Genomic DNA, 18,877 nt, shown 5'->3' with positions numbered 1-18,877 from the left:
AGATCACGCTTGTAAAACGGTTTCAACGAAGTTCGCGGCGCATTCTTGTAATTTCTCTAATGCTGCATTGCCAATCCAGCGATCGAAGTAAGTTGCTTGGATGCGATCGGTGTTATTTTCTGGATATTGGGCAAGACGGAGGAAGTCTGCGATCGCCTGTTGTGGATCTGTGACAGATGGGGAGACGATCGGGCGTTTTCCTCTGGGTACTAAGTAGCGATCGACAACTAATAATGGTTGATTTTCTGATTCGGCGATCGCAATCCCCTTGGGGTTTCCTGAACCAATACGTGGTAAAGAATCCAAAAAAGCATAGGCGACAGAGGAAAAATCTCGATCGGTAATACTCAACGCATGATTAGAAACCGGATAGAGAATACCAGGCTGATTATACTGACGCTTAAATGGTATGGGTGTTTCATCCTTTTGATTTACCAGACGTGCCGGGTGCATTGCCCGTTGCTTTTCTACTGGATAAATATCTTGAACTGCAACACCGCCACCGTGGGTAACGCGACCAATTAAAGTGCTTTTTCCGGGGTCAAGTGCGCCATAGGGAGCGCAAATTGGACAGTCTGTTTTGGCGCAAGTTTTAGGAATGCCACACTGTTGTTTATCTCCTAGGAGTTCCCCACTTTTTACAGGAGCCCACAGCAAGCAGCGACGTTCAACTCCTCGCCGTTTTGTTGGGGAAATATAACATTTTTCGATAGATTTCCCATCCTTAGTAGTGAGCTTCACTATCTCCACCAAGTTGACATTAACTTGCACTTCATGTCCAAAATAAAGCTCCTGCGAACCTTCAAGAATGGCATAAATGTCAAAGTGCATCCGAGGATTGTTTTCATCAGTTTTAGGTAATCCACTCGTTACTTTGGATTGCTTAACCGTCTCAGAAGTATTTTCAGATTCGTCATTAGTTGTTTGACTTTTTTTGGCAGGCATGATTAGTTTTTCTCCGTTGTAGATTTCAATTTGCGAACCAATTCAGGAAAACGAGTATAGAGAGAAAGTTTTAAGTTATAAGTTAACTCATTCCACTCTCGATCTTGACTGTAACCATTTTCAGCAAAGTAGGTATAAGCTCTCATCACATCATCAGCATAAAGAGTCAGCCAAGTCTGCTGTTTTTCTGCATCTTTTTCTTCTCGGTTGGTGATTTTTAATTCCTCCAATAAGTTTTTTGTCTGTTCATAAACAAAGTAGTTTTCTGGGTTGCAATAAAGTCTTGCTTGGACATTTGTTTTTTTCTGATCGCCAAGGGTGGCGTAGTAGCAAAAAGCAACTGCATCATCAACTTTTTCAATGATTTTACTTACTTCTCTTTCTGCATCTTCTGTTTTCATTGCCTTTTTAGCTGTACTTTCCAAAGATTGAGCAAAGGCATAGGTTAAACCAGTTAAAGATGTCACATCCCTATATAATTTTGCTCTTTTAGCGATTTGGTTTGATGAATCCATATCTACTCCTTGTGATTCTAAGTTTTCTTCAAAGATTTTCCAGTAAAGTTGGCGAACTTTCTCTAGTTGCAAAGAGTTAACTTTAGCAGCAGCCTTTGTCACATCATATTCAGCAATAAAGGGTAAATCATCCTCTATATAGCGAACAGCATCGCCCAGAGTCATATTAATTTCCTTACCAGTAATTATAATTGATTGACTATAACCTTCGATCAGTCCCTTGATGAATACTAGATGTCTACTGGCTAGTTGTTTTGACTGACTTCCCTGAATAATCAGCGAGAATTTAAAATCAGCTAAAACCTCAACGGGAAAGATTGATGCTACTTTGGCTAGCGCATATTGAACCTGACCAAGTTTCTGAGATGCTAAATCACCGCCACCAGTTCGATCGGATGCTAAAACTACATATCGACCCGCACTTAAATGTAACTCTTTATTAGTTAACATTCTAATGTAGTCTTTAACTTTGAGTTTAGCAGGTTCACTTTGATTCACTGGTTCAAGTTTCAAAATGATACTTTCATCAGTAACTTTTAGAGGTGAAGCAAAGGCTAATGCTGAACAAGAACCACAAATATAAGGTCGATCTTCGCTTGATGATGATTGACGGCGCTGGGACGGCCGCTCAAACATAAATCTGGCTACTTTCCATTTAGCATTTTCCAGAGCTACGCCGCAGGAATAGCAAAAATGTTTACCGTCATCTCCAGCCGATCGCACTTCTGTGATACTTGGCTGTTCGCTCAGCAATGGTTCAGGGAATGGATCGCTTGGCGGATTTTCTAAAAGGCGATACATCTCTAAAATACACTGAGTAAAGATGTCTCCACGAGTTGCATTGATCTGGTCTGTAGCCGTTTTAGTGAAACTTTTAGAAATGTTAACAATGTCTTTGAACCGAGCGGGGTTTTGTTGGCGATCGTACTGAATAAACTTAAATGGTTCACCATCTGCCTCTGCAAGCAAGCGAATCTTTTGTTGGACAGACTCTTGAGTGAAAATGGTTTGAGCAACCAACTTTTCTTGCTGTTTGTGTAACTTGTTTATCTGTGCTGTTTTTAACCCTGAGTCTGCCAATTCACTTTTGATTTGATTTAGCTCTTGCGTTATAGACTGTTGCTCTTTCAGGACTTTACCAAAGGACTTTTGAAAAGCTTCGTTGTACTTTTTCGCTTCCTTTAACTGCATCTCCTCCTTGTCTAGTAACTTTTTTGCTGAAGATGTGCGGTCTTTTTCACTTAGTTCGGGATCATCCAGTTCTTTTTTGAGATAGTCAATATCATTTTTACGCTTTGTTTGACGCTGTTCTACCTCCCGAACAACTGCCAAATACCAAGCCGCTAAAACATTCGATTGCTCCTGTGTCAAAATCGGAATTTCCAAGGTACTGAAACCGCGTCCAGCCAGAGTGACACTATTGAGCATGACAATGAATGTCTGTACTAATCCTGGTAAATTGTGCTTGGTGTGGCCATAAGTTGAGAAAGCTACATTTTCGATAAACTCTCGCCAATATTGACTAAAATCTGCTGGTTCTTTTCGATGGGGAATGAAAACCTGTACGTGATAGTCACTTTCATGGAGTACCGTTATTTGATATTGCTTCTGCAAATACTCTAAAAATCTATCTATGGCGCTTTCAATAGATAACTTTGCCTGTAATTCTCCTGGTAATGGCGATTTGTACAAAATCTTGGTTTTGCCAATATCTTGACCTTGATAGATTACTCTATTTTCTTGAAAATCAAGTTGTGGTAATTTGTTAGTATTTAGGTTGCGGGTGAGTCTTAATTCTCGAATTAGCTTGGAGTTTGCAAAGGTTTGCGCGATCGCCACCACATCTGACTGACTCGCTAATGCTGCAATCAACTCTGATTTCTCAGCAGATATGACACCCGCAGTCAAGGCACTAATCAGTATTGTCGTTTGATTGCTCTTATTCATCCGATTTTGTCTCTTGATGAAGTTTTTGTATGTGGGAGTCTGCAAAAACGATGCCGACTCCCATCTTCTCGTTGCTCTAGAGCTTTTACTGACAGTCGGCGTAGGATGTCACATCACCTTCAGAATTAGTGATGTCGAGCCACATCAAATCTGTAACTCGCCTTTTGAGCTTCTCAACCTGCATCAGAAGGTTCTCAATCTGTTCCTGATACTCAGCAATTTCTCTTGCAATCAAATCTGATTCGTACATTAGCCGTCTCCTTAGTAAAAAAGTTTTCACCAGGGCCAGTCGCCATGCTACCTTTGAGATTGCGAGTCTACATTGGTAGTCTGAGCTTCCTGCTCTGGCTGCCTTTCAGATTAACACAAAATTTTAAAGTCCGTAGCATATGGAGGTAGTCACCGAAGCTCAGTTATGCTATGATGGTATGTAGCCTCTCAAAAATCCCTCTATCAGAGATTGAAAATCGAGACATATAGAGGTTGAGAATTTTATTCTCTAAAAACATAAATACCTATCAGGGGTCGCTAGCCAGAGTTTTGCTCTGGCTTTTTTAATAGCCTGTGTAAAACCCTCATACTCTATCCGTAAATAACTTATAATCTGAGAATAGCGCGACTCACAGAGGTTGTCAAGCAATTACACTATAAAAGTGTCCGTATAAATGACTCGTCAAGATCAGTCCATTACCCTCTCCGTTTCCGATCGCGACAAAGCCGAGTTAGAAGCCCTAGCCCTAGAATTCGGCATGAAGTGGGGCGATCGCCCGAATATCTCTAAGCTGGTAAAAGCGATCGCCCAACATAAACTCCTAATTGCCACTAACAATGATTGGAAAGACAGCCGATTAAAAGCCCTCAAACACGCCGTCGATGCCTTAACAGATATCGGCAAAATTCAAGAAGCCAAAATTATTGCTCAACTGCTACTCGATCGCAGTGAACTTCCAGAGCCCCTGCGGAGAGAAATAGAGGCATTTTTAAATAAAACCTCTATTCCTTGGCGGTTAGAGATAGACCGTTATATGAAGCGGAACCAACCCTTTGAACTCACCTACCAAGATGCAGCCGATCGCACTTGGCACTTCCACATCCGCCATGCTCAAATCAACCCGCATGAAGATCGAGAATATCTTGATTGTTGGTGTGAAGAAACAGAGGGGAATTACGATTTGCCAGAACTGAAGCATAATCGGTGTTTCCGTTTAGATCGGATTCCAGAAGCCGCGATCGCACCTATTGACGGAAAATGGTTGCCCAGTTTAGCCGAGATTGAGGTAGAAATGCACCTTTTCCGAGGTTTGGCGTTTGCCTACAAAACGAAAACGGGTGAAGATACGTTCAATGAATGGTTAACAGACTCTCCGCAAGTGCGACGAATAGTTAAGAAAGTATCCAATACTTTTTGGTTTTTCCGAGAAATATTGCGGTATGGGGAAGATTGCGTCATTGTCTCTCCAGACAGCGTGCGCGATCGCTTCCAACAAAAACTGATCGCCCTCTGCCGTCAGTACAACATCAACATCCCCGATTAGCCGTTCCCCGAAAAACGCACAGGAACTCAAGAAACCGTAATATCGTGTCCCGTCGATTGACAACGATCTGATCGGTTCGTAGTGTGGACTTTAGTCCGCAATCATCAGCGGACTAAAGTCCACACTACGAACGAACTGTTTTTGTTACGACGATTGATCGGACATGATATAACTCCAAAAAAAAGCAGCCCGTTACAGGCTGCACATCGAAAAAACCGTTGTTTAGTTGGAGGAGAAAACTTTTAAATCGAATTCAAGTTGCCGTTATATCAAGTCTCTGGGACTCCGGCAGGGCGATCGGCTGCCAACCGATTTTGCCATCTTTATCTACCGCTGACTCACCTTACCATCAGAACAAAACTGCAAATCCTCGTTACGCTGAAAGTTCGTTGACCATTTTCACCCGGCCTCTGATTACTGCCCGCAGCAGGCGGTTGACACAGCATCTATCTTCGTCATTCAGCGACTCGTCTAAGGTGGCTGCCATCAAACCGTAGCGATCGGCTAAAGTCAAAACGCCTGTATCGGTTACAGAAGCGAGGATTTCAGAGATAGCGCCGGGGAGGAGTTGTAAAGCGTTCATGGCAGTGCGGTTGAATTCGATATATTCATAATCCCTCGGTTTCCTCAAAAGATCAGTGATATTAAGGAGGTTCCGCAGGTGATTATTTTGGATGAAAGCAAGTGATCCGAGTAGAGTAAATGTGTGACGCGAATCACGGCGCTACAGGTGCGGCGAATTGCATCCCAGCCTAACCTTTGGTAGGACGCGGGATTGATGGCGTTTCGCTAAAATGATTTAATCTCTCAACCAGTTCAATTTTTACCCTGTACCGAAAATGCTTGATTTTCTCAATCCCATTTTGGGCCGCAAGCCCGATCGCATCAAAGCCCATGTTGAAATTTATACTTGGCAAACCTGTCCGTACTGTATCCGCGCCAAAACTTTGCTGTGGTGGAAAGGCGTCAATTACACGGAATACAAAATTGACGGCGACGAAGCTGCTAGAAATGCCATGGCCGATCGCGCTAACGGCAAGCGCAGCGTGCCCCAAATATTTATTAACAACCAACACGTCGGTGGCTGCGATGACATTCACAAACTTGATGGAGAAGGACAATTAGATTCGCTGCTAGCTCAAGCAGCCGTTTAAATACTCTTTGTATTAGGTTCGTATTAGGTTCGTAGTGAGGACTTTAGTCCTTAAATTTCCCAAGAAAGGACTGAAGTCCTTACTACGAACCTTGGGAAGGACTGAAGTCCTTACTACGAACCTTGGGAAGGACTGAAGTCCTTACTACGAACCTTGGGAAGGACTGAAGTCCTTACTACGAACCTTGGGCAAATTTACTTAGGTTATCTTGCCGCCATTTAGCATCTGTACGCCTGTTTGTTTGCAGTTCTAAGACCCGAATCCTGTTATTTGCTAGAAAACTTAATTTTTCTTTGAACTGCTCCCAATCGTCGATTATCTCGTGTTCCACGCCGTAAGTTGCACACAATTGAGCAAAATTGATATCCTGCGGCGTAGCAAAAAACTCTTCAAATGGCGGGTCAAATTTAGCAACTGGCAACATTTCAAAAATCCCGCCACCGTTGTTATTAATTAAAATAATTGTCAGATGACCGACAAATTTATTTTTAATTAAAAAACCGTTTGTATCGTGCAAAAGTGTTAAATCGCCTGTTAACAAAATGCTGCTTTGATTGCGGTGGGCGACTCCTAAAGCTGTTGACAATGTGCCGTCTATGCCGTTGGCGCCGCGATTGAAAAATGGTTTTATTTCTAAGTTGTTTGGCTTCCAGAAAAATTCTACATCTCTAACGGGCATACTGTTGGAAATAAATATTGGTGTGGCTGGTGGCAATATTTGGGAAAGCAGCCAGGAAACTTTGGGCTCGATGATGTTGTGAATTGCTGCAAAGTTTCGATCTATTGTTTGTCTGATTTGGGTTTCTGTGTTGTGCCACAGTTGGATGTATTCGTGGGATGGAGAGATAAGAACCCCCCCTAGCCCCCCCTTGGTAAGGGGGGGGACATGAGGGGAGTTCCCCTTGGTAAGGGGGAGGATTTGAGGGGAGATATTATTAGTGGTAGCAGAGGTTTGAACCCCCCCTAGCCCCCCCTTGGTAAGGGGGGGGACAAGAGGGGAGTTTCCCTTGGTAAGGGGGGGGATTTGAGGGGAGATATTATTAGTGGTAGCAGAGGTTTGAACCCCCCCTAGCCCCCCCTTGGTAAGGGGGGGGACAAGAGTTAATAGAGTTGCGAGGTTTTCTATGGAGGTTCGTAGGTGAATTGTTGGGCCGTGTAGGGGATCTAAGTTGTGGTGGCTGGGGTCGATTATGTAGCGTTTGGGTTGGGTTTTTTCTAGCCAGTTTCGGAGTTCTTTACTTGTGGGTAAGTCTCCGATTTGAATGGCGATTTCTGGGGTTAATTTTTCTGCTAGTTCGCGGTTTCGCAGGATTAAGTCGTAGGTGGAAATTAGATGAGGGTTAAGTTGGGCGCGGTTTCTTAAGGGCGATAGTCCTTCTGCTAATACTGGCCAGTTTAATAGTTGGGAAATTTTGCCGATCGCACTACAATACTTTTCTGCATTTTCAGGCTGGGCTACACCTGCAATAATTATCCCCCTGCTGCACTTCTGCCATTGTTCTATTGCACTTCTTTCTCCCCCCCTTAGCAAGGGGGGGCTGGGGGGGGTAGAAGTTTCTGCTGCAACAATAGATTCTATTGCACTTCTTTCTCCCCCCCTTAGCAAGGGGGGGCTGGGGGGGGTAGAAGTTTCTGCTGCAACAATAGATTCTACTGCACTTCTTTCTCCCCCCCTTAGCAAGGGGGGGCTGGGGGGGGTAGAAGTTTCTGCCGCAAAAAAGGGTTCTAATCCTGCAAAGAAATCTGCGATATCGAATTGTGTTTCTAATGATTCTACAGCAATATCTGAAACGGGTACCAGGGGATCGCGCAGGGGGATGTTGAGGTGCACGGGGCCGGGTGTCGGAAAGGTCGATCGCTCGATCGCATACACGATCGTCTGTCGCAGATAGTTTAGCATCCCAATGGACGCAGCAGGGATGGCTAATTCCGCTTGCCAGTTCGGATAATTGCCGTATAGTTTAATTTGGTCGATCGCTTGTCCGGCATGACAGTCGCGCAATTCGGGGGGTCTATCTGCTGTGAGAATTAGCAGCGGAATTCGACTTTCACGGGCTTCGATAATCGCCGGATAAAAGTTGGCTGCGGCGGTTCCAGAGGTACAAATGAGGGCGGTTGGTACACCGGATTTTTTGGCGGTTCCTAAGGCGAAAAAACTTGCAGATCTCTCGTCAAGTATAGGGATAGTTTCTATTAACTTATTCTGGGCGAAGGCTATGGTTAGCGGGGCCGATCGCGAACCGGGACAAATTACGGCTGTGGTTAGTCCCAGTCGCTGCAATGTCTCGGCTATTATGGAAGCCCAGAGGGTGTTTGTGTTCCGAAAGTCAAGCATTTTGTTGTTTTGGCGATCGCTAATATTTTATGATATATAACGGTTCTCAATCAAAGCTCAAGAAACCAGGTTTTTTCGAGATTGAGGGTTTTTGGCTAGTATTGGCTGAAAAACCCGGTTTCTGGCTACCCATATCTAAATCTTAAGTTACCAAATTTGTCGCTACATAGTTATGAGATATAGCAGTTATCGCAAAAGTAAGGTATGCCCTATGCCCTATGCCCTATGCCCTATGTCTTATCTCATTTTTCGCTCGAAAGGCTATATTATTCTTAAACTAAAGCATTTAAAAGTGCTTGCAGTTTCAGTTGAATTTCTGCTAGTTCTTTCTCTGGTTCGGAACCTGCCACAATTCCAACACCAGCATGAAGTATAGCCCGAGATCCGTCGATTAAAGCCGATCGAATGCCGACAGCAAATTCGCCGTTACCAGTGCGATCGATCCAGCCCAGGGGTGCTGCATACAAAGAGCGATCGCAGCTTTCGCCGCCCCGAATTTGCTGTAGGGCGATATCCCTCGGTACGCCCGCCACGGCTGGCGTTGGATGCAGTTGGGCTAAAATTTTCAACAAGTGAATATCTGGGGGAATTCTAGCCCTGATTGGTGTCCACAAATGTTGAATGTTGGATAGTTGCAGCAGTCTCGGTAGCGAGGAAAAGTCGGGATGGATGCCGAGATGCAACAGGCGATCGACTATAAAGTCAATCACAGCTTGATGTTCTCGAATATCCTTTTCGCTGTTGAGTAAATCTTTGCCTAAATTACCATCTTCTGCTTCAGTTTTTCCCCTCGGTGCAGAACCGGCTAAAGCATCTGCGATTAACTGATTGTTGTGAATGCTAATTAAGCGTTCTGGACTGGCACCGATAAATTGCTGACCTTTGCCGTTACTGGTAGAAAACACGTAGCAACCTGGATAGGTGAGGCGCAAGTTATTTAAGGAATCTATTACGCTAAAAGGTGTTTGGCAAATGACATTTATAGCTTGGGATAACACAATTTTACTGAAATATTTAGACTCGATTAATTCTAAAGCGGACTTGACAGATTTTTTAAATTGAGCGGCATCATTCACAGGAATTTGTTTTAATGGAAGTGAGTTTTGGCTGTTAATTAATTTGATGTATTTTTGAGAGGCAATTTTATCAAATTGTTTGCTAATGGTTTCAGTAATAATTTTAACATTTATATCTCTATCTATTTTGGCATTGGCGACAATTGTACAGCTATCGTTGAGGCGAGTAATCTGCCATTTTGGTAAAAATATGGTGCCGGGGGGAAAGTAAGAATTGGTTGCGACATTCTCATCAAAAAAAGCAAAGCTACAAAAAAAGTGCGGCCCGCTAAAGGGCAAACGTTCCGTACCGATGGTAATTGTCCGGGCTAGACAAGATTGAATAAAATTTTGAGCGAGGGCAAATCGATCGCTTCCTGCTACTGTGAGATGGATTGCCGAATCTAGGGCGGCGATCGCAAAACTGTTGCCGGCAATGGGGTCTCTTTTTTCAAAATAAAAGTGTCTGTCATCGGGTGTGGCAATTTCTTGCAGTACCGCTAGCGGATCGACGGGGGAAAATTCCTGAGAAATACTAACTATTTTTGTTTGATCTTTTTCGGTTAAAGACTGCTGGCAATCTAACAGCAACTGATGCAGTTGATTGCGGTCTTGCAAAAGATTGGCGCGGTGCGGTATTACTGTCATGAAATCGAGAATAGCAGATTTGTCAGAAAGAGTGCGGTTTTGTCCCGCTATAATCGAATACGCGATTGATAAGTCGGCGGTTGAAACCGCCACTACACAAACGAAGTCCGCCTCCGCGGACTGAAGAAGATAGCGTAATTTTAACCGCCCACTCTTCAACCCGCGCACCATCCGGGTTTTGTTTGTATAGACGCGGTTTCAACCGCCGGGTCTTCTTATCCCAAGCGTATTGCGCTATAATCCCTATTTCGATCTAACCACGCTCGGGCGATCGCCAAACATGACCTTTCGAGTTTCCCGACTGTTTGGGCGCGCTGGAGGGAGAAAACAGACGATTGCGCGATCCATCGAAACATTTAGACATAAAACTTAAGATTGAGAGGGCGACTCTCGCTAAAAGGCGATCGACCCCGCAGAGGTTTGCAGGTGGGCATTACCGGGCGTGCGAGAGCCCGCAAAGGCTATCAACGGATGCCGGAGGCGCACTCAAGCGGAGACTTAGCAGACATTCTTCACCAATAAAATTGTAAAATTACCAAGCTGCTATCAATTGCATCAAGTTTGTGTAATGACAACAAAGATAATTGAGCGTTCAAATAGTAAATTGTGGCTGGCGGCAATCAAGCCGCCCATGTACAGCGTTGCTGTCATTCCTATTTCTGTAGGAACTGCAATTGCTTTTGCCGAAACTCAAACGATTAATGCGTCAATTTTTTCGACATTTTTAATTTCAGCCATTTTAATTATAGCATGGCTGAATCTCACCAATGATGTATTTGACTCGGAAACAGGGATAGATAAAAATAAAGCACATTCCTTGGTCAACTTAACCGGAAATAAAGCTTTAATTTTCTGGCTTGCCAATCTATTTTTAGCAATCGGAGTGTCGGGAATCTGCGGTATTTCCTGGTGGCAAAAAGATCCAACAGTAATTTTGCTAGTAGTTTTGTGCTGCGCCCTCGGCTACACTTATCAAGGGCCGCCGTTTCGTTTGGGCTATCAGGGTTTAGGCGAAATTATTTGCTTTTTTACCTTCGGCCCGCTGGCTTTAGCTGCTGCTTATTACAGTCAATCTCAAACTTGGTCTGCTACTAATTTTGCAGCTTCGGCTATCGTGGGAATTACTACGAGTATCATCTTATTTTGTTCTCACTTCCATCAAGTTGAGGACGATTTGGCGGCGGGTAAAAAATCGCCTATCGTGCGACTTGGTACGCAGAAAGGCGCGCAGTTGTTGCAGTGGTTGTGCGGCAGCGTTTATGCTTTGACTGTGCTGTTTGTGGCGCTGCGAATCTTCCCAATTTGGACGCTGTTGATTTTTGGAAGTTTGTTTTTTGCGATCGACCTTTGCCGCCATGTCGCAAACTATCACGACCAACCCGCAAAGGTCAGCAACTCTAAGTTTATCGCAGTGACACTGCATTTTACGAGCGGTTTGCTGCTAGCGCTGGGGTTTGTTTTGTAGTTTGGGCGACGATCGAGAGTTTCGGTAAAATAGAACTATGGTTTGTAGTGAGGACTTTAGTCCTCTCTCCAAGATTTTAGTCGATAAGGACTAAAGTCCTTACTACAAACAGTTTGATATTGAATCGAAAACAAGGAGAAGCAAATCATGAGTACGCCAGTAGAAACTAGCCCAATCCTCACCCTAGAAGAAATTTATAGTCTGTATCCTGATGAGTGGGTACTTATTGTCAATCCTGAATTAGATGAAGAATTAAGTGTGATTCGAGGTGAAGTTTTAGCCCATGCAACAGAACGCGATGAAATTTATAGTAAGCTGTCATTAAGAAATGGAAAATCGGTGGCAATAGAATACACTGGCGCTATCCCTGATAACATAGTAATGATATTGTAATAAAAATAGGAGCTTAACGGTGTAGATGAACAAATCTAAAAAATATCAATTTCACTATTCGTTAACTGGCAACAAAAATCAGCCACTAATTTTATTACTCCACGGATTCACGGGCAACAGTCAAGACTTTAGCAGCGTGATTTCCTTACTATCTAAAAATTATTGCTGTCTCGCCGTTGACCTTCCCGGTCACGGACAAACCAGAGTCAGCGGCGACGAAAGTTGCTACAATATGTCAAATACAGCCCAAGCATTGATCCACTTATTAGATGATTTACAAATAGACAAATGTTTGTTGTTGGGCTACTCAATGGGCGGGCGACTGGCGCTGTACATGACATTACATTTTCCTGAAAGATTCGAGAAAGTCGTGTTAGAGTCAGCTTCTGCGGGATTGAAGACGGAAAAAGATCGATCGCACAGACGGCAAGCCGATTCACAAACAGCACAAAACCTCGAAAATAGCAACATCAAAGATTTTATCTTAAACTGGTACGATCGCCCTTTATTCAAATCATTACAAAAATCCCCCAAATTCCACCAACTCATAGAAAGCCGCTTAACCAACAATCCCTTAGAATTAGCCAAATCTCTGCGTAACATGGGAACCGGCAACCAGCCTTCTCTATGGGGAAAACTCGCCCAAATTCAAATCCCCCTTCTCTTGCTAGCGGGAGAAGATGATGATAAATTTCAACGTATCAATGCAGAAATTGCCAGCTTGTGTCCGGCTGCTACTCTGAAGATTGTACCAAACGCCGGTCACAATATCCATTTTGAAAGTATTGATAAGTTTGGAGAAGTTGTGAGACAATTTTATGATTAACGAGTATTCAGAAACCAGGTTTTTTACTAAAATCATTCGTTGTTACCGACAAATTAGCTAAAAACCCGGTTTCTTTCGTCTTAGTGATGATTAACGGGTAGTCAGAAACCGGGTTTTTTACGAAAATTCTTCGTTGTTACCGACAAATTAGGTAAAAAACCCGGTTTCTTTGGCCTTGGTGACAATCGACTAAAAAGTAAATGTTATATCAATTCGACTTTCGCACCTATCAGCGAAAATTTAAGCGTCCATTGCAAACAAGTCACGGTATTTGGGATATGCGAGAAGGAATTATCCTCCGATTGATTGACGAAAATAATCGCATTGGTTGGGGAGAAATTGCCCCGCTGAGTTGGTTTGGTTCGGAAAAGTTTGAGGAAGCATTAGATTTTTGTCAACAGTTACCCGCTAATATTGATTCTGACATAATTTTTGCGATTCCCGCTGAATTACCAGCCTGTCAATTTGGCTTTGAGTCAGCTTGGGAAAATCTGGGCAAAGCAATCGAAAATACACACAGTCAAGACAAAATTCCGAAAAATCAGTGTAGCGGTTTATTACCCGCAGGTGAAACAGCTTTGCAGGTTTTACCAATGCTTTGGTTGGAGGGATATCGCACGTTTAAATGGAAAATTGGCGTTTCTGCAATTGAGGAAGAATTAACTATTTTTCAGCAGCTAATCGCAGCAATGGATGATTTAGCCGATCGCCAAACAGCACTTTTGCGCTTAGATGCTAATGGGGGACTCACCTACTCCCAGGCTGAAAAATGGCTGGAAGCTTGCGATACCGTGACAGCAACACCCGACTTGGGCGCCCAGATTGAATTTTTGGAACAGCCGCTGACGATCGCACAGTTCCCAGAAATGGTACGATTGAATGCTACCTATGCAACGGCGATCGCCCTAGACGAATCCGCAGCCAATCTCGATCGCATCCAAGAATGCTACAACCAAGGCTGGCGGGGAATTTTCGTCATCAAACCTGCGATTGGCGGTTCCCCATCCCAACTCCGCAAATTTTGTCAAACTCACAATATAGACGCAGTTTTCTCATCCGTATTTGAAACCAAAATTGGCAGACAAGCCGCCTTAAACTTAGCAACAAAATTATCTGTAAATAATCGAGTCCTAGGCTTCGGTACCGATAGCTGGTTCGACGACAATCAAGACACCTGGTTATCAGAAAGAATTGGTTGAAAGCCCGAACCATTTGAGGGAGAAATTAAAATCAAACTATTCACTACTCCAATCCTCTGACTTCTAGGTAGAGTTCGCTCTCGAACTGTCAACTGTCAACTGTCAACTGTCAACTCTTAAAAGCATCTATGGCAGAAAATATAACAGTAAATATTCACGATATCCCGTTAGAATTGCCCGACAATTGGCTAATCGGTGGTGACAGCGGCGAATTTGCTCGAATTGTCGATCGGCAATTGCAACAAATTACCCAAAATCAAACAGGAGAAACACCCCCAAAAATTTGCCTAGCCGAACCAGAACCCCTGCAATTTCTTGCCAGTTTTATCGCCGCCCGCACCGCCAAATGCCAAATTTTTCTCTGCAATCCCAACTGGGTAAAAGAAGAATGGGAACAAGTCTTTGATTTAGTCCAACCCGACCTAATTTTAAAACAAGATACTGACATAAAAAACACATTTCCCCCTCTCCCAGTCCGCGGAGGCGGACTTCGTTTGTGTAGCCGCGAATTCCATTCGCCGGGATTCCATCATTCACCCGAATTCCATTCGCCGGGATTCCATCATTCACCCGAATTCCATTCGCCGGGATTCCATCATTCACCCGAATTCGATTCACCCGAATTCCATCATTCACGACAATTACCTTCACCCGAAATTGACGAATTAGCTACAATAATGATTCCCACGGGCGGTTCCTCGGGAAAAATCCGTTTTGCCATCCACACTTGGGAAACCCTCACAGCCTCAGTCCAAGGTTTTCAAGAATATTTTCAACTTGACAAAATTAACTCATTCTGCGTCTTACCATTATACCACGTCAGCGGTTTCATGCAATTTGTGCGATCGTTCACAACCGGAGGAAAACTGGCAATTGCATCATTCAAAACACTAGAAGCAGGCGAAAAATGCGATGTCAAACCAGAAGAATTTTTCATTTCCTTAGTACCAACTCAACTGCAACGGCTGCTGCAAAAACCAGATACAACTAATTGGCTATCCCAATTTCGTGCCGTACTTTTGGGCGGTGCTCCCGCTTGGCCGGAACTTTTAGCCACAGCTAGAAAGCATCAAATCAAATTAGCGCCGACTTACGGCATGACAGAAACCGCCTCGCAAATCGCCACACTCAAACCCGAGGATTTTCTCGCGGGGAATAACACTTCCGGTCAAACTTTACCCCACGCGAAAATAACTATTTGCAGTGCTAGCGGCGAGATTTTGTGCTACAATCAAATTGGCAATATTAGAGTTAATGCTAAATCTTTAGCCTTGGGCTATTATCCTGAACGATTTGACGATTCCCCCTATTTCCAATTAGATGACTTAGGATTTTTCGATAAAAATAACTGCTTAAATATCGTCGGGCGCAGCAGCGACAAGATTATCACGGGCGGAGAAAACGTATTTCCTGCCCAAGTCGAAGCTGCCATTAAGAATACTAATTTAGTGGCAGATGTTGCTATAATTGGCTTACCAGACAAAGATTGGGGGCAAGTCGTTACGGCTGTTTGGGTTCCCGCTAATTCCGAAGTTACTGTCAAAAACTTGCAAGCAGCAATAGAAGATAAGTTGAGCAAATTTAAACGACCAAAAAATTGGGTTGTCGTCACACAATTGCCCAGAAATGCTCAAGGCAAACTCAATCGAGAACAATTACAAGAACTAGCACTCAAAAAGGTTCGTAGTGAGGACTTTAGTCCGCATAAATAAAAAAACTAAAAGGTTGGTTCGTAGTGAGGACTTTAGTCCGCATAAATCAAAGGACTAAAAGGTTCGTAGTGAGGACTTTAGTCCGCATAAATTAAAGAACTAAAAGGTTCGTAGTGAGGACTTTAGTCCGCATAAATCAAAGAACTAAAAGGTTCGTAGTGAGGACTTTAGTCCGCATAAATCAAAGAACTAAAAGGTTCGTAGTGAGGACTTTAGTCCGCATAAATAAAAAAACTAAAAGGTTCGTAGTGAGGACTTTAGTCCGCATAAATCAAAGGACTAAAGTCCTCACTACGAACCTATATCTATTAATCTACACCTAACAGCCTTCTAGTCTTCTCAGCTTCTTGCCTTTGAAAGTCCACAAACTTCAACATTTGGTAAAGTACCTCTATTTGCGGCAACTTAATACCTGCTTTTTGGGCTACCCGCATGGGATTGCCAAAAATTGCCTCAACCTCCAGAGGACGCGATTCATCGTAATCAATTTTCATGCTGGTGCGGTAAGGCTTCATTTTATGAGTGTATTCCAGCATATGCGGGATAAAATCATCGGGAATAATGCGATCGCAACTTTTGGCCCCTGCTACCACTTCCCTCATGATATGCTCAACTAAAATCAGAGTATTCGGATTCGCCATCAGTTCGTCGGTTCTCGCATCCAAAATCACAGACAGTCCGTTATAAGGAATATTCCAAACCAGCTTTTTCCACCTAGATAACAGCAAATCTTCGCTCATTTTAATGGGAATGTGAGCGCGTTTAAAATCCCTAGCAATATGGTGCAATCTATCAGTAATACCGATGGGTTTGTAGTCTTTGGCATATTCGCCTAGCGTGATCGTACCGTAATCTAGGTGGCAGATATGACCGGGGCTGACTTTATAAGAACAGAGAAAACACAGCCCGCCCACCACTCGTTCTGCACCGACAATTTTAGCTACTTCCGGTTCGGTATTCAGTCCGTTTTGCAATACTAAAACCGCGCCGTTATCCTTTAATAGAGGAGGCAAAAGTTTTGGCAACAAGTGATTTTGAGTTGTTTTCAACGCGACAATTACTACGTCGCACTTAGGCATTTTGTTCGCGTCGCGGTAGGCGCGGACTTGCGGGAGGGTGAAGTCGCCTTCGGGAGACTCGACAATCAAACCATGTTTTTTGACGCGCTCGTAATCGCTACGCAGCAAAAAATTAACTTCTAAACCAGCTTTTTGCAGTCGAGCACCGTAGAATCCGCCTAAAGCTCCCGTGCCGACTATGGCATAATTGCGATTTGTCATAAGAAGAAGGAAGAAGGAAGAAGAAAGAAGGAAGAAGAAAGAAGGAAGAAGAAAGAAGGAAGAAGGAAGAAGAAAGAAGGAAGAAGAAAGAAGGAAGAAGGAAGAAGGAAGAAGAAAGAAGGAAGAATGCTTATACCAGCTCGTTTTTGATTCTTCTGTATTTTACGTTTAATTAAGTGGAAATACTTAATATATCGCCTTTCTCAAAAAGATGAGGTATGGCTGGCAGCCCACACAACCTTTAGACTAAGAGGGCCCAAGCCCAACAACGTACCTCGTCTTTCTGAGAACCGCTATAAATAAGTCAGAAGAACTTTTAAACTGGGAGCATCTCAGTTTTTGTAAAAAGCATTTTTTTTATTGTAGTGCGAGCTTAAGAGCTCGCGTATTGTACAATATGCGAGCTCTTAAGCTCGCATTATAAATGCAAAACAGAGATGCTCCCTTTAAACTAAACAGAAATTTGACTGTCATTCCCTGCGATTATTTAAATATTGAAGTTATCTAAAATCTCAACTCTCAAATTGCCTCATCCACTGCATTAAGTCTTCAGATAGCTGTTTTTTGGTTCGGCTAACTGCATCGATGCAGACGTGCTTAGTCAGAGCTTTAGCCGAGCTTCTTCCTGCAACTTCCCCTGAAAATACTTGATAGGCAATTTCAAATTCATCGCCTCCAACTTGTGTGGGCGTCAATTGAATCGTCAGCCGATCGCCCGCAAACAGTGGACGATAGAAATCTACACTAGCATGAATTATCGGAAACGCAACCTCTCGATCGCCAAAAAATGCTCTGAGATTGACTCCCGATGCTGCTAGAGATGCCTCGTAAGCTTCGTGGCACATCGCCAAAACGTTTGCAAAGTAAACGACTCCAGCAGCATCGGTATCTTGAAAGCGCACAGTGCGGGTGTAAGTAAAAGGCATTTGAGGTAGTCGCGGGCGATCGCAAATTAAAGCTGAATTTTACCAACTATCATATAGGTAAACCAGCACTTTTGCAGCGATCGCCTGACTCAGAAGGCGCTAATTTTGATATTCTCAAACTCACCCTCCTCACTCCTGCCCCTGCCCCTGCTTTCTTAACCTTTGTTTTTAATCAACATCACGTCTATAATCTTGAGGGCAACTTCTTCGGAAAGATCCAATGCACAGTAAAGATCGTTCAAAAGTTGTTCTTCTTCTTCTGAAACCTCGCCATCTGCTAAAGCGATATCAGTTGTCACAGCAAAAACTGTTTCTTTAAGTTCGTCGGGAAGTGTTGCCAAAGCCGCATTAAACAGTACCTGAACTCCTTGCCGTTGCAGAATGTTCAGCAGCCGATCGAGCATTTTTCGCATCACATCATCTGGATAGCTGCGGAAAAGTTGCATCCGAGATAGTGTCATGCTAATCGCTTTACTTTCGCTGTCATTGATGTAACCGTCGGCTGCTACGGCAATTAGCGCGATCGCCGCAAATGCTTCGGCAGGCCCTAACGTGACATCAGTTTGTTGGCGAGTCTGCGATACTTTGTCAAATAAACCCATAATACTTTCCTCATTCTTTAGTAGTGGATTCATGGAGTCCCTATGGGCTCTGGCTTTGGAAGCTTCCTTGGCTTGGCATTTAGATGATTATATCAAATCTGCTGAGTTATTTATTATTACTAAAATTATGAAAAAGTTAAGATTTTTAATTTTTGTCTTCAGTGCTGTAAGGGCGGGTGACAGTTGGCGGTTCACAGTTGACAGTTGATACCAATTTTTGGCGTTGCTGAATCAAGGTATGAATGCTCCAGGAATGGGAATATCGTCAAACTTCAAGTAATGTATTAATAATTTAATAGAATGCTTGAGCATTTCCTCACATTTAGAATAACAAAGAGTC

18 protein-coding genes are annotated in these 18,877 nt (G+C 43.4%); 9 read left to right on the top strand and 9 right to left on the bottom strand.

Going from position 1 to position 18,877, the window contains the following annotated elements; translation table 11 throughout:
• Window positions 1-3: 3 nt before the first annotated feature.
• The 3 genes from QZ938_RS20430 to QZ938_RS20420 all read right to left on the bottom strand — a co-directional run bounded on the left by QZ938_RS20430 (window position 4) and on the right by QZ938_RS20420 (window position 3,657).
• Complete coding sequence (locus tag QZ938_RS20430; protein WP_293352982.1) at window positions 4-945, bottom strand: hypothetical protein; 942 nt, start codon at window positions 943-945, stop codon at window positions 4-6.
• A 2-nt stretch (window positions 946-947) separates the two neighbouring features.
• Window positions 948-3,407, bottom strand: coding sequence for a hypothetical protein (locus QZ938_RS20425; RefSeq protein WP_293352980.1), 2,460 nt, complete (start codon window positions 3,405-3,407; stop codon window positions 948-950).
• 85 nt (window positions 3,408-3,492) lie between these two features.
• Window positions 3,493-3,657 carry a hypothetical protein gene (locus QZ938_RS20420; RefSeq protein ID WP_293352978.1) on the bottom strand — a complete coding sequence of 55 codons (165 nt, stop codon included), beginning with the start codon at window positions 3,655-3,657 and terminating at the stop codon, window positions 3,493-3,495.
• Window positions 3,658-4,072: 415 nt separating this feature from the next.
• Between QZ938_RS20420 and QZ938_RS20415 the strand changes: the two genes are divergently transcribed.
• A complete protein-coding gene (locus QZ938_RS20415; protein WP_293352976.1) occupies window positions 4,073-4,942 on the top strand; it encodes a WYL domain-containing protein in 870 nt (289 codons plus the stop codon).
• A 373-nt stretch (window positions 4,943-5,315) separates the two neighbouring features.
• Here the strand turns inward: QZ938_RS20415 and QZ938_RS20410 are convergent, their stop codons facing one another.
• The gene (locus tag QZ938_RS20410; RefSeq protein ID WP_293143386.1) at window positions 5,316-5,525 is read right to left on the bottom strand and encodes a hypothetical protein; all 210 of its coding nucleotides are present in this window, start codon (window positions 5,523-5,525) and stop codon (window positions 5,316-5,318) included.
• Between the two features lie 256 nt (window positions 5,526-5,781).
• On the opposite strand from QZ938_RS20410, the gene grxC reads away from it, so the two are divergent.
• Window positions 5,782-6,096, top strand: a complete 315-nt coding sequence (grxC, locus tag QZ938_RS20405) for a glutaredoxin 3 (protein WP_293143384.1) — start codon at window positions 5,782-5,784, stop codon at window positions 6,094-6,096.
• Between the two features lie 175 nt (window positions 6,097-6,271).
• On the opposite strand, the gene menD is transcribed toward grxC, so the two are convergent.
• Both menD and QZ938_RS20395 read right to left on the bottom strand, forming a co-directional pair.
• Window positions 6,272-8,431 carry a 2-succinyl-5-enolpyruvyl-6-hydroxy-3-cyclohexene-1-carboxylic-acid synthase gene (menD, locus tag QZ938_RS20400; protein WP_293352974.1) on the bottom strand — a complete coding sequence of 720 codons (2,160 nt, stop codon included), beginning with the start codon at window positions 8,429-8,431 and terminating at the stop codon, window positions 6,272-6,274.
• 272 nt (window positions 8,432-8,703) lie between these two features.
• Window positions 8,704-10,134, bottom strand: coding sequence for an isochorismate synthase MenF (locus tag QZ938_RS20395; RefSeq protein ID WP_293144007.1), 1,431 nt, complete (start codon window positions 10,132-10,134; stop codon window positions 8,704-8,706).
• A 568-nt stretch (window positions 10,135-10,702) separates the two neighbouring features.
• Here QZ938_RS20395 and menA point away from each other — a divergent pair.
• The 5 genes from menA to QZ938_RS20370 all read left to right on the top strand — a co-directional run bounded on the left by menA (window position 10,703) and on the right by QZ938_RS20370 (window position 15,729).
• Window positions 10,703-11,599, top strand: a complete 897-nt coding sequence (gene menA / locus QZ938_RS20390) for a 2-carboxy-1,4-naphthoquinone phytyltransferase (RefSeq protein ID WP_293352972.1) — start codon at window positions 10,703-10,705, stop codon at window positions 11,597-11,599.
• Window positions 11,600-11,746: 147 nt separating this feature from the next.
• Complete coding sequence (locus tag QZ938_RS20385) at window positions 11,747-11,992, top strand: hypothetical protein (protein ID WP_293143353.1); 246 nt, start codon at window positions 11,747-11,749, stop codon at window positions 11,990-11,992.
• 25 nt (window positions 11,993-12,017) lie between these two features.
• Entirely contained in the window at window positions 12,018-12,818 is an 801-nt protein-coding gene (gene menH / locus QZ938_RS20380; RefSeq protein ID WP_293352970.1) for a 2-succinyl-6-hydroxy-2,4-cyclohexadiene-1-carboxylate synthase, read from the top strand.
• Window positions 12,819-13,018: 200 nt separating this feature from the next.
• Window positions 13,019-14,017 (top strand): o-succinylbenzoate synthase, encoded by a 999-nt coding sequence (locus QZ938_RS20375; RefSeq protein ID WP_293352968.1) that lies wholly within the window; start codon window positions 13,019-13,021, stop codon window positions 14,015-14,017.
• A gap of 128 nt (window positions 14,018-14,145) precedes the next feature.
• Window positions 14,146-15,729, top strand: coding sequence for a 2-succinylbenzoate--CoA ligase (locus QZ938_RS20370; protein ID WP_293352966.1), 1,584 nt, complete (start codon window positions 14,146-14,148; stop codon window positions 15,727-15,729).
• A 308-nt stretch (window positions 15,730-16,037) separates the two neighbouring features.
• Here the strand turns inward: QZ938_RS20370 and QZ938_RS20365 are convergent, their stop codons facing one another.
• The gene (locus QZ938_RS20365; protein ID WP_293143341.1) at window positions 16,038-17,009 is read right to left on the bottom strand and encodes a putative 2-dehydropantoate 2-reductase; all 972 of its coding nucleotides are present in this window, start codon (window positions 17,007-17,009) and stop codon (window positions 16,038-16,040) included.
• On the opposite strand from QZ938_RS20365, the gene QZ938_RS20360 reads away from it, so the two are divergent.
• Complete coding sequence (locus tag QZ938_RS20360; RefSeq protein ID WP_293143338.1) at window positions 16,996-17,181, top strand: hypothetical protein; 186 nt, start codon at window positions 16,996-16,998, stop codon at window positions 17,179-17,181. The two genes, QZ938_RS20365 and QZ938_RS20360, sit on opposite strands and share 14 nt — an antisense overlap.
• Window positions 17,182-17,521: 340 nt before the next feature.
• Here the strand turns inward: QZ938_RS20360 and QZ938_RS20355 are convergent, their stop codons facing one another.
• Complete coding sequence (locus QZ938_RS20355) at window positions 17,522-17,935, bottom strand: thioesterase family protein (protein ID WP_293143335.1); 414 nt, start codon at window positions 17,933-17,935, stop codon at window positions 17,522-17,524.
• A 155-nt stretch (window positions 17,936-18,090) separates the two neighbouring features.
• Window positions 18,091-18,537 carry a tellurite resistance TerB family protein gene (locus tag QZ938_RS20350; RefSeq protein ID WP_293144004.1) on the bottom strand — a complete coding sequence of 149 codons (447 nt, stop codon included), beginning with the start codon at window positions 18,535-18,537 and terminating at the stop codon, window positions 18,091-18,093.
• 31 nt (window positions 18,538-18,568) lie between these two features.
• Between QZ938_RS20350 and QZ938_RS20345 the strand changes: the two genes are divergently transcribed.
• Entirely contained in the window at window positions 18,569-18,745 is a 177-nt protein-coding gene (locus QZ938_RS20345) for a hypothetical protein (RefSeq protein WP_293352965.1), read from the top strand.
• Window positions 18,746-18,877 lie beyond the last annotated feature (132 nt).

This window comes from Microcoleus sp. CAWBG27, assembly GCF_020883145.1.
In the GTDB taxonomy this organism is placed as follows: Bacteria; Cyanobacteriota; Cyanobacteriia; order Cyanobacteriales; family Microcoleaceae; genus Microcoleus.
The sequence above is the reverse complement of the archived record's forward strand: the minus strand, read 5'-3'. Positions and strand labels throughout refer to the sequence as shown.